Below are 13,400 nucleotides of genomic sequence, written 5' to 3'. Positions count from 1 at the left end.
CCGCCGTGGGGGACCTTCTCCTGGTCCGCCACGGCGAGACGGAGTGGAGCGTCTCGGGACAGCACACCAGCTTCACCGACCTGCCCCTCACCGAGCACGGTGAGGGGCAGGCCAAGTCCCTCGCTCCGCTCCTCTCGCAGCGGACCTTCGCACTCGCCCTGACCAGCCCGCTCGGCCGCGCGATACGCACGGCGGATCTTGCCGGCATCACCGGCACATCGGTCGAACCCGACCTGCACGAGTGGGACTACGGCGCCTACGAGGGCGTCACCACCGTCGAAATCCACCGCACCCGCCCCGGCTGGGACCTGTGGACCGACGGCGTGCCGCCCGGTCCCGACGGCCACCCCGGGGAGACGCCCGAGCAGATCGGGCGGCGCGCCGACCGGGTGCTGTCCCGGGTGGACGCGGCCCTCCCCGGCGGCGACGTGATCCTCGTGGCCCACGGGCACTTCCTCCGGGTCCTGACGGCCCGCCGGCTGGGGCTCGCACCGGCGGACGGACGCCTCTTCCAGCTGGCGACGGGCACCGTCAGCCGGCTGTCGACCGAGCACGACCGCCCGGTGATCGCCGAGTGGAACACCCGGCCCTAGCGGACCGACCGGACGGCCCGGGCTACAGCACGTCTCCGAACTCGCTCAACACCCCTGGTGGCGCGAGAGCGTTGACGTAGTGGCCCGGGCCGTGGTCGTCGAAGGAGTACTTGAAGGGGATGGTGCGGGTCAGCGCCAGGCGGGTGGCGAAGAAGGCCAGCGGCGCCACGAGGGCGAGCCCCGCGAGGCTGTCCATCTGCGGGTAGTGCAGGCCCGGTTCGTCGATCTCGGTCCAGCCGCCGCCCCCGCCGCCGCGCAGCAGGGGCCGTACCGACCGGCGCGCCCCTTCCGTGATCCGCAGCAGCAGCCCGTCCCAGTCCCGGCCGGCGGCCGCGCGCACCACGTCGCTCGGCAGGGTCAGCGCCTCGATCGCCGAGTCGGCGGCGAAGGTGAGCGTCGCGTCGACGGGACCGTGCCGCCTGCGGTAGTGGAACTCGCGGCCGAAGGGGGCGTAGGGGCCGACCGGCCGGGGCGGCAGGGCGGGCACCACGTCCCGGTCGAAGATGTAGCGCAGCAGCCGGTCACGCAGCAGATACGTGCCGCGCGGCCCGGGCGTCTCCTCGCAGGCACGGGCCAGGTCCGGGCCGCCGACCATGGGCTGGCCGAAGGTGTAGACGCCCTTGAGCCGCTCGGCGATGTGACGGTAACGCGGCTCGTGGACGAGCGTGACCGCCATGATCGCAGCCATCGCCGCGCCGAGGCTGTGTCCGGTGATGTAGAGGGCCTCCAGGCCGTCTCCACGGGAGCCCTCCTCCTCGGGGTTCAGGGACTCGCCGCGCACGGCCCGCTCCAGGGCCTCGACCACTAGGGACCGCGTGGCGCGGACGTTGCGGTAGAAGCCGGCGTGCACCTCGTAGCGGCGGCCCTCCAGCTCGACCGCGAGCATCTCCGGCCGTACGTCGGCGTCGGTGAGGATGCTGATGATGTCCTCGGGCTGGGTGCCGCGGTAGCAGAGGATCGCGACCCGGCGGTCCTTGTCGAGGATCAGATAGGCGGCCGACGCGATGTACATGGCGTCGACGCGCTGCTCGAAGACCCGGACCTCGTTCTCCTCCAGGCCGAGCCGCGCCATGATCGTGGCGACGGTGCCCGGGTCGCTGTGCTGCTCGAACCCGGCGTAGGCGTACGCCGAGCAGGTCGCCAGGACGTGCGGGAGGACTCCCTCCGGGTCGGGGTGGTGCTTGTCCTCGACGAGCCGTTCCACCAGGTCGGGGTAGACGGGGAAACTGCTCGGATCGGTCTCCGGCTTGCACGGGCGCAGCGCGCTGTACGCGGGCCCTTTGACGTATGCGTCCCGCATGTGGGACCTCCCCCGGAACGGTGCGGGTGGTGAGCACACCACCGCCCCCGGGGGCCGTCAACCGGCGGGGAGTCGTTCCCCGGCCACGGCGGGGGCGGCGGATGGTGCTGCTGGGGAACGCAGGCGCGCGCGGTGCGGCCACGGGTCGTCACGGCCGCCGTCGCCATCCGGCTGACCGGCCCGGACGCCCGGCGCCATCCGATTGCGCGCATCGTGCGCAAGATGGCGCACAACGGCGCGAACCGTCGCTGTCAGTCCCCCCGGCCGCCGGTAGCGTGCAGGGCCCTGTCCCGTACGTATCCGTACGTGAGGAAATGACCGATGGCCGAGACCGGGCAGCAAGAACCGCAATACGAGCGGTACGAGGGCGGCAGTCCCGAAGCGGAACGGCTGGTGTTCGAGCAGCTCGCCGCCGAGTTGATGAAGGTGCAGGTCAAGAACGCTCGGGCCGGGGGCGGCGGCGTCGCCCGGACCTTCCACGCCAAGGCACCGGTGGCCGTGGAGAACGCCCGGCTGCGCTTCCACGACGACCTCCCCGCCGCGCTGCGCGTCGGCTTCGCCCAGCCCGGCGCCGAGTACCCGGCGCAGGTGCGGCTGTCCAACGCGAGCGGCATCCGGCAGGGCGACGGCTCACCCGACCTGCGCGGGGCGGCCGTACGGGTGCAGGTGTCGCAGGAGGAGAGCCACGACCTGCTGGCGACGAGCTATCCGGTCTCCCACGCCCGCGACGCACGGGAGTTCGTGGCCTTCGCCAAGGCGATGGCCGGGGCCCGCAGTCCCCTGCGGAAGGCGTTCGGGCTGCTGGTGAAGCTGCCGCTCGCGGTGGGTCTCGGCACCGCGAACCGGATGCGCCGCAACGTCCAGGCGGCCACCCGGCACACGGTCAACTCCCTTGCCAACGAGACCTTCTGGAGCCGCGGCGCGATCCTGTGGGGTGATGCCGGACCGGTGCGGTACCTGCTGCGGCCCGCGCCCGGCACCCCGTCCGCGCCCGCGCCGGACCGCCGCGACCCGGACGCCCTGCGCCGCGAGTTCACGCACCGGCTGGCCCAGGGCGACGTCAGCTACGACCTGTGCGTGCAGCGGTTCGTGGACGAGCGGCGCACCCCGGTCGAGGACGCCTCGATGGAGTGGAAGGACGCGGTCTCGCCCGCGATCGCGGTGGCCCGGCTCACCCTCTTTGCGCAGGACCTGACCACCGCCGAGGCCCGCGCGGCCGCCGGACGGATCGAGGACCTCGCCTTCAACCCCTGGTACACCACGGACGACTTCCGCCCGCTCGGCAACATCAACCGGGCCCGCAAGGCCGCCTACCAGGCCGCGAGCGCCCATCGGCTCGGGCTGCGGTTCGTCACCGAGGAGCCGCTGCGCAACCGCGTGCTCGGCCGCCCGATGGAGGCGGGCTTCGCCCTGCTGAACCGGTATGTGCCCTGGCACCGGCTGCCGTTGCAGCTGAGCCTGCTGAACCTGGTGTTCCTGCGCAAGGTGCTGCGCCGGCTCAACCTGATCGACAGCGAGCCGCGCGAGGCCCCGCCGAAGGCGCAGCGGGTCCCGGCGCCGATCCCCGAACGGCTGCGCGGCGAGCGGTCCTACGACGGGACGTACAACGATCTGTCGGCCCCGGGCATGGGCGCGATCGGCGCCGCCTTCGGCCGCAACCTCAAGCCGGACTACCGGCCCGACCTCTTCGACACCCCCAACCCGGTCACCGTCAGCCGCCAGCTCCTGTACCGCGAGGACTTCGTGCCCGCGACCTCGCTCAACGTGCTGGCCGCGGCCTGGATCCAGTTCCAGGTGCACGACTGGGTCAACCACCGCCGCCACAAGCCCGGCGAGCGCAGTGTCGAGGTGCCGCTGCCGCCCGGCAGCACGCCCTGGCACAACACCCCCGGCGGGCCCGGCGAGAACGTGATGCGGTTCGCCGAGAACGAGGGCATCGAGGTGCCCGGCCGCCCGCCGATCCTGTTCGGCAACACCGCCTCGCACTGGTGGGACGGCTCCGAGGTGTACGGCGAGGACGAGCAGACCTCCCGCTTCCTGCGCGAGGCCGACGGACGCGCCGAACTGCGCCTGGAGGACGGCCATCTGCCCGGCGGCGGAAACGGCCACATCCCGCTGACCGGCTTCAACGAGAGCTGGTGGATGGGCCTGAGCTGCATGCACACCCTCTTCGCCCGCGAGCACAACGCGGTGTGCGAGGCGCTGCGCGACCAGTACCCCACGATGAGCGAGGAGCGGATCTACCACACGGCGCGGCTCGTCGTCTCGGCGCTGATCGCCAAGATCCACACGGTGGAGTGGACGCCGGCGATCCTCGCCACCGAGGCGATCGACATCGCGCTGAAGACCAACTGGCAGGGCCCGCCGAGGAAGTGGCTCAACCAGCTGGGCCTGTGGCTGTTCGAGGCGCACTCGCTGACGGGCATCCCGAAGACCCTGCCGGACCATCACACGGCGCCGTACTCGCTGACGGAGGACTTCGTCACCGTCTACCGCATGCACCCGCTCGTCCCCGACGACTTCGAGCTGCGCGAGCACCACTTCGGGCAGCGCCTGGAGACGGTCGGCTTCCCGGACATCCAGGGCGGCGCGGCGGAGACGCAGATCCGCAAGACGGGCCTGGCGAACACCCTGTACTCGTTCGGCATCGCCCACCCGGGCGCGATCACCCTGCACAACTACCCGCGCGCGCTCCAGCACTTCGAGCGGGACGGGGAGATCATCGACCTGTCGGTGGTGGACCTCGCCCGGACGCGGCGGCGGGGCGTGCCGCGCTACAACGACTTCCGCGCGGGCCTGCACAAGGAGCGCATCCGCTCCTTCGAGGAGCTGACCGAGAACGCGGAGACCCTCGCCCGGCTCAAGGACGTCTACCGCTCGGTCGACGAGATCGACACCGTGGTGGGCCTGTTCGGGGAGAACCCGCCGACCGGGTTCGGCTTCAGCGACACGGCGTTCCGCATCTTCATCCTGATGGCGAGCCGGCGGCTCCAGTCCGACCGCTTCCTCAACGTCGACTACCGGCCCGAGGTGTACACACCGCTGGGCATCGACTGGGTGGAGCGGGGCGGCATGAACTCGGTGATCCTGCGGCACTGCCCGGAGCTGGCGGCGCTGCTGCCGCGCGGGGCGAGCGCGTTCGCGCCGTGGCGCACCGTGCGGCCGACCGGCGACGAGGGCCTCGACGGAGGCCGTGGATGAGCACGGCCGACGGACACCCGGGGCTGGCCGACCTGTTCGGCCGGCCCCTGCTGGACACGCTCTGGCACCGGCGCACCCACCGCGTCAGCCGGGGTGCCTCGGTGCCGGCGGGCTCGATGAGCTACCGCTCCACGCACACCCAGCAGCCGCTGTCGGAGCTGGAGGAGGCGGTGCTGGTCGCGATCACCGGCTGCACGGGCCTGACCATGCCGGACCGCCCCTTCGAGGACCCGCGCGACGGCACGCCCATCATGGCCAAGCCCAACCTGACCATGGCGGGACGGACCGCGGGCAGCCCCGACAACGCGCAGGGCACCCACTTCTTCATGATCAACGACACCGGGACGTACTACCTGCGCAAGCTGGAGCCCGCGCCCCAGGAGCCCTTCGACGCCGGGACGTTGGTGGCACGGGCGGACCGGGCCAAGGTGAAGGTGCTCGACCACCGGCTCGACGTACCGCAGAACAAGCGGGACTTCCCGGCCTACCTGGACTCCAACCGCTTCCTGTCCAACCTCACCGGGACCACGGTGTTCTTCCCGGTGGTGGACCTCTCGCACCAGTACATCAACGCGCTGATGTACCTGCTGACCCAACCCGACGGCGCCCGGCCGACGTTGGTGGACGACCGCAACTTCTACCGTCCGGCCGGCGTGAAGAAGTGGGTGGACAACGGCTTCCTCAACGGCGATCTGAAGCTGCCGCTCGGCGCGCTCGGCCCGATGCGCACGCAGATCGAGGCGGACCTGCTGCTGCAGAACCTGATGCTGACGGCGGAGGCCATGGGCCTCGGCGCCTGGATCCACGCGTCGATCAACCCGCAGATCGCCCTGGGCGACCCGAAGTTCTCCCGCGCCTACGGCAGGATGCTCGGCTTCACCTTCGTCACCCCGCGCTGGCGGCTCGCCGACATCTGGCGCTGGCACGTCCCGCTGCCGAAGTACGCGACGCTGCGCTCGCACCCGGTGGGCCTCACCTCGCCCGAGGGCGAACCGCTGATCGCGGCCGCGTGCCCGCCGGCCCACACGTCGATGTCGGACGCGGTCGACGCGGTGATCCGCGCCAAGTTCGGCACCGGCGGCACCTACACGGACAAGGACGTCTTCACCCGGATCTACCGGGAGGACTACGGGCAGCGCTATCTCGCCGAGGCGAGCGAGTACGAGGAGCGGGTGATCGACTGCGCCCGCGACATCTGCGAGTACGTCATCCGCACCCACCGCCGCTTCCCGGCGCACACGGACGCGATCCATGTGCCGGGGATCTGGCTCCAGGCGCACCACGTGGAGCGGGAGTACTACGAGCGGTTCTTCGTGCACGGTCTCACCGAAACCCACCGGCGGCACGCGGAGTTGTGGGACTAGAGTTCCCGGTTTGTGGAGATCAACGATCTGACGCCGGCCGAGCAGCGGGTGTGGCGGGCGTTCGCGACGGGGGCGGCGGTCGACTTCGGCACGCGGACCGCCGAGGACGAGCCGGACGTGAGCGACGGCGCGGACTGGGGGCCGGAGCGCTCCGTCCGCGCACCCGTCCTGCGCCACCTGCTGCTCAACGGGCCGCAGGAGCCGGGCGAGATAGCCGCCCTCAAGCTGTCCGGCGCGCGCGTCACCGGCGAGCTCGACCTGCGGTACGCGCAGACCGACCACGCCGTACGGCTCAGTGGCTGCCACTTCGAAGAGGTGCCGCAGCTGTACGGCTGGCGGGTGCGCCAACTCAACCTGAGCGACTCGGTGCTGCCCGGTCTGACAGCCGCCACGATCCGTGTGGAAGGTGTGCTGCGGCTGACGGACTGCCGGTTCCGCGGACCGGTGCGGCTCGGCGGGGCGCACATCGCCGGAGCGCTGTTCATGGACCGCGCGTGCTTCGAGGCGCCGGACGCCGGTGAACCGGCCCTGCAGCTCAACCAGGTCGAGATCGGCGACGACCTGTGGGCGCCGGGGCTGCGGGCCCGCGGCCAGGTCCGGCTCACCGGCGCGTCCGTCGCCGGGGCGGTCAACTTCCGCGACACCGCGTTCGAGCTGCCGTCCGGCACCGCGCTCGACGCCCAGAACCTCACCGTGGGCTCCGACGTCCGGGCCCCCTGCCTCACGGCACGCGGCCGGGTCGAGTTCCGCGGCTCGCGCATACCCGGCTGCCTCGACCTGCTGCACTCCCGCCTCTCCGAGCCGGGCGGCACCGCACTGCGGGCCAGCAGCTGCGTCATCGGCGAACTGTGGCTGCGCCCCGACGAGCGCATCGAGGGCGCCCTGAACCTGCGGCGCTCCCAGATCGACCTGCTCACCCTGGAGCCGGCGACCCTGCCCGACCAGGTCTACGTCAACGAGCTCACCTACACCGCCCTCACCCCGCACGTGCCGGCCGAGCGCCGCCTGAGCATGCTGGAACGCGACCCCGAGGGCTATGTCCCCTACGCCTACGAGCAGTTGACCGCCGCCTACCGCCGCGTCGGCGACGACTACGCCGCCCGCCTGGTCCAGCTCGCCAAGCAGCGCCGCCTGCGCGCCACCCGCACCTGGTACGGCCGCGTGTGGGGCTACGTCCAGGACGCCACCGTCGGCTACGGCTTCCGCCCGCTGCGCGCCGCCGTCTGGCTGCTCTCCCTGCTGGCCGTCGGCTCGATCGCCTACGCCCTGCACCACCCGCACCCGCTCAAGGCGTCCGAGGCCCCGCACTTCAACCCGGTCTTCTACACCCTGGACCTGCTCCTGCCGGTGATCTCCTTCGGCCAGGAGGAGGCCTTCGCACCGGACGGCTGGTACCAGTACCTCGCCTACGCCCTGATCATCACCGGCTGGATCCTGGCCACGACGGTCGTCACCGGCGTGACCCGGAGCGTCAGCCGGCAGTGACGTGCTGGGCGGCCAGCCGGACGGGCGCGTTCTGGGCGCCGTAGCCGCGATGGCCGCCGTCGCGCTGGACCAGTTCGAAGAAGACGCGGCCGACGGTGCGGGTGTAGCAGTGCCGGAACTCCCCGTGCGCGTCCCGGTCGTAGAGGATGCCGAGTTCGCGGAACGTCTCGAGCTCCCCGTCGGCGAACTCGTACCGGGCGGCCAGGTCGTCGTAGTAGTTCGCGGGGATCGGCAGCAGCCGGCCGCCCGCGGCGAGGAAGCGGCGGGCCGCGGCCACCACGTCGTGCGTGGCCAGGGCGATGTGCTGCGCGTGCACGGTGTCGTCGTGCGGGGCCGCGCCCACGGACAGCGCGATGCGCACGCTGCCGTCGGCGTTGCTGACGGCCCGGCTGCGCAGCAGCCCGTACGGATCGGCGACGTCCACGCTCTCCTGCGCGGCCAGCCCGAGGACGCTGCGGTGGAAGAGGGCGGCCTCGTCGAAGTGGTGCCAGGGCTGGACCAGGGCCAGATGGTCGATCCGGGTCACGCCGCGGTCCGCCGCGGTGTGTGCGACGGGCTCGAAGTCCGTGCGCCAGTCCGGGAGTTCGGGCCGGCCCGTGGCGCAGAAGAACAGCTCCGTGCCGTCGGAGGCCGCCACGGCGTCCAGCGGCACGTCGTCCGCCGCGCGGCGGCGCGGCAGCACCGGCGCCAGCAGGGCCTCGGCCCGGCGGGCGGCGCCGGCCGGGTCCGGTGACTCCAGGCCGATGGCGGCGAGTCCGGTGCCGTCGCGGCGCGCCGCCGGCCCGGTGTTGACGAGAACGCGTGCCTCGCCCTGCTGCCACAGGTCGACGGGCTTGCCGCGATGCCGCGCGATCCGGGCGAAGCCCAGCGCGCCGAGCACCTCGGAGACCGGCTCGGCGTCGGGCGTGACCAGTTCGGCGAAGGCCACCCCGGTGGGCACGACGGGCTCCGGCAGCCCGGCCGGCCCCACCGCCTCCTGGAGCACCAGCAGCGAGCGGTGCGCGTCCACGGCCGTGGGACCGGCCTCGGCCTGGCGGAAGACGTCGTTGAAGACCTCCAGCGAGAGCGGCCCGTCGTAGCCCGCCCGCAGCACATGCCCCACGAGCCCGGCGACGTCGAAGCCGCCCTGGCCCGGGAAGCAGCGGTAGTGACGGCTCCACTGCAGGACGTCCATCGCGAGCAGGGGCGCGTCCGCGAGCTGCAGGAAGAAGATCTTCTCGCCGGGGATGTCCTGGATCCCCTTGGGGTCGGACCCCCGGGAGAGGATGTGGAAGCTGTCGAGACAGGTCCCGAGCGCGGGATGGTCCGCCCGCTCCACGATCCGCCAGGCATGGTCGTACGTGCTGACGTGCCGCCCCCAGGCGAGTGCCTCGTAGGCGACGCGGATGCCGAACTCCTGTGCCAGATCGGCGAGTTGCCCCAGCTGCCCGGCGGCGAGATCGTCGTCGTCGACGGCGAGCGGATGCACGCTGGAGCAGACGAGCACCGTGTCCGCACCGAGCCGCCGCATCACCTCGAACTTGTGCCGCGCCCGCCGGAGGTTGCGCCCGAACTCCTCCTCGGGCACGGCCTCGACGTCCCGCATCGGCTGATAGAGGTCGATGCTCAGGCCGAGATCGGCACACCGCTCCCGGATCTCCTCGGGGGTGAGCCGGCTGGCCAGCAGATCGTTCTCGAAGATCTCCACACCGTCGAATCCGGCCCGTGAGGCGGCGGTCAGCTTCTCGGTGAGCGACCCGCTGAGCGAGACGGTGGCGATAGAGGTACGCACGGCACGACTCCTTCAACATGCGTGACGGCAGCGCCCCGTCAGGGACGCGGGGGACTGCGCGAGCGACCACGACCAACCCGCGGCCGCCCCCGGCCTACCGAACCGAGCTCTCCGCGGCCCCGGCCAACCCGGCGATGTCCGCCAGCATCAGCGAAGCGTCCGGCTCGCGCCCGGTGAACAGCCTGAACGCGTCCGCGGCCTGGAACACGGCCATCCCGCCCCCGTCCAGCGTGGCGCAGCCGGCCGCCCGGGCGGCCCGCAGCAACTCGGTCTCCAGCGGCCGGTAGACGACCTCGGCCACCCACAGCTCGGGCCGGAGCAGGTCGGCCGCGAACGGCAGGCCGGGGTACGCGGCCATTCCCATGGGCGTCGCGTGCACGACACCGTCGGCGGACGCCAGCAGCCCCGCCAGCCGGTCCGGCGAGGCGGCGGCGGCGCGCCCCTCCCCGAAGTGCTCGTTCAGCTGACCCGCCAGGGCGACCGCCCGGTCGGCCAGCGCGTCCACCACGGTGACCCGTTCCGCGCCGAGCGTGAGCGTCGCATGGGCGACGGCCGCCCCCGCGCCGCCGGCGCCGAGCTGCACCACCCGCTCCAGCGAGGCGTCGGGCAGCCCGCGCGCGAACGACGCCGCGAACCCGGTGACGTCCGTGTTGTGCCCGACCGCGCGGCCGTCCTCGAAGACCACGGTGTTCACCGCGCCCAGCGCCCGGGCCTGCGGGGCGAGCGCGTCCAGGTGCCCGATGACGAGCTGCTTGCAGGGGTGGGTGATGTTCAACCCGTCGAAGCCCAGGTCGCGGGCGGCCCGCACCAGGTCGCCGACCGCCTGCGCAGGGAGCCCGAGCCCGTCGATGTCGATGAGCCGGTACAGGTAGCGCAGACCCTGCCGGTCCGCCTCCCGCTCGTGCAGCGCCGGGCTGAGCGACGGGCCGATGCCCGCACCGATCAGTCCGACGAGATACGAGTCCTTGGTCACGCGGACCTCCTGAGCCGAGCGCTAATGTACGAACCAGTACGTTAGCTATATCAGCCGGACCGTTCCCTGGGAAGCCCCGGACCACCTGCCGGGCGGGCCTCGCCGCGGCGCCAGGTCCGCCTTCTACAATCTGCGGCACTGGCCGTACTCCCGAAGGAACCCGATGACCAGCGTCGACGAACCGGCACGACCGAACGGGCGGATCCGTGACGCCGCCCGCACCCAGGCCGAGATCCTCGACGTCGCCACGCAGGAGTTCGCCCGGGCCGGGTACGACGGCGCCCGCGTCGACGAGATCGCCGCCCGCACCCGCACCACGAAGCGGATGATCTACTACTACTTCGGCGGCAAGGAGCAGCTGTTCACGGCCGTCCTGGAGCGGGCGTACGGCGTGATCCGCGAGGCCGAGCAGGAGCTGGACGTCGAGCACCTGGACCCGGTCGCGGCCATCCGGCGCCTGGCGGAGCTGACCTTCGACCACCACGAACAGCACCCCGACTTCATCCGCCTGGTCAGCATCGAGAACATCCACGGCGCCGCGCACATCGCCGGCTCCGAGAAGCTCGGCAAGATCGGCTCGCCCGCGCTCGACGTGATCCGCCGCATCCTCGCCACCGGGCAGGAGTCCGGCCTGTTCACGGCCGACGTCGACGCGGTCGACCTGCACGCGATGATCAGCTCCTTCTGCTTCTTCCGGGTCGCCAACCGGCACACCTTCGGCGCCCTGTTCGGCCGCGACCTGGTGGACCCGGCGCAGCGCGAGCACTACCGCGCCATGCTCGGCGACATGGTGATCGCCTACCTGACGGCGGAGCGCGCCGCGGACTGAGCCCCGCGGCCGAGGCCGCACGGCGGCCCCCCTTGACACGCGCGAAACGGCGGCGCAACATCCCTACCCACCGGGACTAACTACCCAGTGGGTTAATTAAGCCGAGATCCGGCTCCTCGATCGGCCCTCTGCCCCCCACTCTCCGCTTCCCCCTCCCGCTCACTCCGCCTACGTTGGAGTCCCCTCGAAGGAGCACGCCGTGTCGCACTCCGTCGCACCCCGCGACCCTGCCGAAGCCGGCGGGCAACCGAAAAAGGCCGCGGCAGCCGCCTGGATCGGCAGCGCCCTGGAGTACTACGACTTCTTCATCTACGGCAGCGCCGCCGCGCTGATCTTCCCGAAGGTCTTCTTCGACGAGTCCGACCCGGCCACCGCGACCCTGCTGTCGCTGGCCACGTTCGGCGTCGCGTACGCGGCCCGGCCCGTCGGCGCGCTCTTCCTCGGGCACTTCGGCGACAAGATCGGCCGCAAGAAGGTCATGATCTTCACGCTGCTCCTGATGGGCCTGTCGACCTTCCTGATCGGCTGCCTGCCCACGCGCGCCCAGGTCGGCACCGCGGCCCCGGTGCTGCTGGTGCTGTGCCGGGTCCTGCAGGGCATCTCGGCCGCCGGTGAGCAGGCCAGCGCGAACTCCATGACGCTGGAGCACGCGCCGTCGAACCGGCGCGGCTTCTTCACCAGCTTCACCCTCGGCGGCACCCAGGGCGGCCAGCTCATCGCCACCCTGGTCTTCATCCCCGTCGCCGCGATGCCCGACCACCAGTTGCTGACCTGGGGCTGGCGGATCCCGTTCTGGGCGAGCGTCGTGGTCGCCGCGGTCGGCTGGTTCATCCGCCGCCGGCTGGAGGAGACGCCGGCCTTCGCCAAGCAGGCGGCCACCGAGGGTGTGGCCAGGCTGCCGCTCGCGGTGCTGGTGCGCGAGCACTGGGCCGATGTGCTGCGGGTGATCGGGGGCGCGCTGGTCGCCTCGGTCTCCACGATCTTCACGGTATGGGCGCTCGCCTACGCCACCAGCGACTCCGTCGGCATGTCCCGGTCCTCCATGCTGTGGGTGGGCGCGCTCGCGAACCTGGTCGCGCTCGCCGCGATCCCCCTGTGGGCCTCGCTGTCGGACCGCATCGGCCGCCGCCCGGTGTTCCTGGCCGGCGCCGCCGGCAGCGCGCTCGCGATGTTCCTCTACCTGTGGGCGATCTCTACGGGCAACTACCCGCTGACCCTGGTCCTCGGCATCGTCGCCTTCGGCGTGGTCTACAGCGCCGCGAACGGCGTCTGGCCGTCCTTCTACGGCGAGATGTTCTCCACCCGCGTCCGCCTGTCCGGCATGGCGATCGGCACCCAGATCGGCTTCGCCGTGGCCGGTTTCGCGGTCACCTTCGCCGCGCAGATCGCGGGCCCCGACGGCACCGACTGGTCCTCGGTGGCCCTGTTCACGGCGGCCCTGTGCGTCCCGCCGGTCATCGCCGCGCTCTCGGCCCGCGAGACCCACAAGATCCCCACGGAACACCTGGGCGAACACGCCCCCACGAAATCGTCCCGACCCGAAACGGTAACGGCCTGACCGGCCCCAGCCCCCACAACCACCCCGGCCCCCGGCTGCCCTGCGGCACCCGGGGGCAGGTCTTTGCCACCGCCGGCCCCGGCCCCCGGGATGCACCGGCTACGGCTCCGGCCACCCGGGGTGCGGGTGGCGACCACGGCCTCGGCGGCCGACTGACCGCGGGTCCGCGGCCTGGTCCTCCGGCTCCGGCTCCGGCTCCGGCCGCCGGGGGCGCCGATCACGGCTCGGCCGGGCGGGCGTTCGCCACCTCCGGCACCCGCGGTCTTGGTTCTCCCACGGCGGCCCCGAGACGGGAGTTCCAGGGCCCTGCCCCGGCGCCCTTCCTT

9 protein-coding genes are annotated in these 13,400 nt (G+C 72.3%); 6 read left to right on the top strand and 3 right to left on the bottom strand.

Going from position 1 to position 13,400, the window contains the following annotated elements; all coding sequences use genetic code 11:
- The first annotated feature begins 5 nt into the window (after positions 1-5).
- The gene (locus ACFU97_RS26700; protein WP_384261148.1) at positions 6-593 is read left to right on the top strand and encodes a histidine phosphatase family protein; all 588 of its coding nucleotides are present in this window, start codon (positions 6-8) and stop codon (positions 591-593) included.
- 22 nt (positions 594-615) lie between these two features.
- On the opposite strand, the gene ACFU97_RS26695 is transcribed toward ACFU97_RS26700, so the two are convergent.
- Positions 616-1,893, bottom strand: coding sequence for a lipase family protein (locus ACFU97_RS26695; protein ID WP_384261145.1), 1,278 nt, complete (start codon positions 1,891-1,893; stop codon positions 616-618).
- A 321-nt stretch (positions 1,894-2,214) separates the two neighbouring features.
- On the opposite strand from ACFU97_RS26695, the gene ACFU97_RS26690 reads away from it, so the two are divergent.
- From ACFU97_RS26690 to ACFU97_RS26680, 3 genes are read left to right on the top strand one after another with little or no spacing between them, the layout of a single operon-like run.
- The gene (locus tag ACFU97_RS26690; protein ID WP_384261143.1) at positions 2,215-5,094 is read left to right on the top strand and encodes a peroxidase family protein; all 2,880 of its coding nucleotides are present in this window, start codon (positions 2,215-2,217) and stop codon (positions 5,092-5,094) included.
- On the top strand, positions 5,091-6,458 hold the full coding sequence (locus ACFU97_RS26685) for a hypothetical protein (RefSeq protein WP_384261141.1): 1,368 nt from the start codon (positions 5,091-5,093) through the stop codon (positions 6,456-6,458). The genes ACFU97_RS26690 and ACFU97_RS26685 overlap by 4 nt, the downstream gene beginning before the upstream one ends.
- Positions 6,459-6,470: 12 nt before the next feature.
- On the top strand, positions 6,471-7,943 hold the full coding sequence (locus ACFU97_RS26680; protein WP_384261139.1) for a membrane-associated oxidoreductase: 1,473 nt from the start codon (positions 6,471-6,473) through the stop codon (positions 7,941-7,943).
- Here the strand turns inward: ACFU97_RS26680 and ACFU97_RS26675 are convergent.
- Together ACFU97_RS26675 and ACFU97_RS26670 are read right to left on the bottom strand one after the other, a co-directional pair.
- Complete coding sequence (locus ACFU97_RS26675) at positions 7,930-9,714, bottom strand: bifunctional sugar phosphate isomerase/epimerase/4-hydroxyphenylpyruvate dioxygenase family protein (RefSeq protein ID WP_384261137.1); 1,785 nt, start codon at positions 9,712-9,714, stop codon at positions 7,930-7,932. The genes ACFU97_RS26680 and ACFU97_RS26675 overlap by 14 nt on opposite strands.
- Positions 9,715-9,808: 94 nt before the next feature.
- Positions 9,809-10,687 carry a shikimate dehydrogenase gene (locus ACFU97_RS26670; protein ID WP_384261134.1) on the bottom strand — a complete coding sequence of 293 codons (879 nt, stop codon included), beginning with the start codon at positions 10,685-10,687 and terminating at the stop codon, positions 9,809-9,811.
- 163 nt (positions 10,688-10,850) lie between these two features.
- Between ACFU97_RS26670 and ACFU97_RS26665 the strand changes: the two genes are divergently transcribed.
- Together ACFU97_RS26665 and ACFU97_RS26660 are read left to right on the top strand one after the other, a co-directional pair.
- Positions 10,851-11,516 carry a TetR/AcrR family transcriptional regulator gene (locus tag ACFU97_RS26665; RefSeq protein ID WP_016431569.1) on the top strand — a complete coding sequence of 222 codons (666 nt, stop codon included), beginning with the start codon at positions 10,851-10,853 and terminating at the stop codon, positions 11,514-11,516.
- A gap of 199 nt (positions 11,517-11,715) precedes the next feature.
- Positions 11,716-13,074 carry an MFS transporter gene (locus ACFU97_RS26660; RefSeq protein WP_384261132.1) on the top strand — a complete coding sequence of 453 codons (1,359 nt, stop codon included), beginning with the start codon at positions 11,716-11,718 and terminating at the stop codon, positions 13,072-13,074.
- The last annotated feature ends 326 nt before the right edge of the window (positions 13,075-13,400 follow it).

Source organism: Streptomyces sp. NPDC057616, from assembly GCF_042800575.1.
In the GTDB taxonomy this organism is placed as follows: domain Bacteria; phylum Actinomycetota; class Actinomycetes; order Streptomycetales; family Streptomycetaceae; genus Streptomyces.
This window is presented reverse-complemented; position numbering and strand designations above follow the sequence as displayed.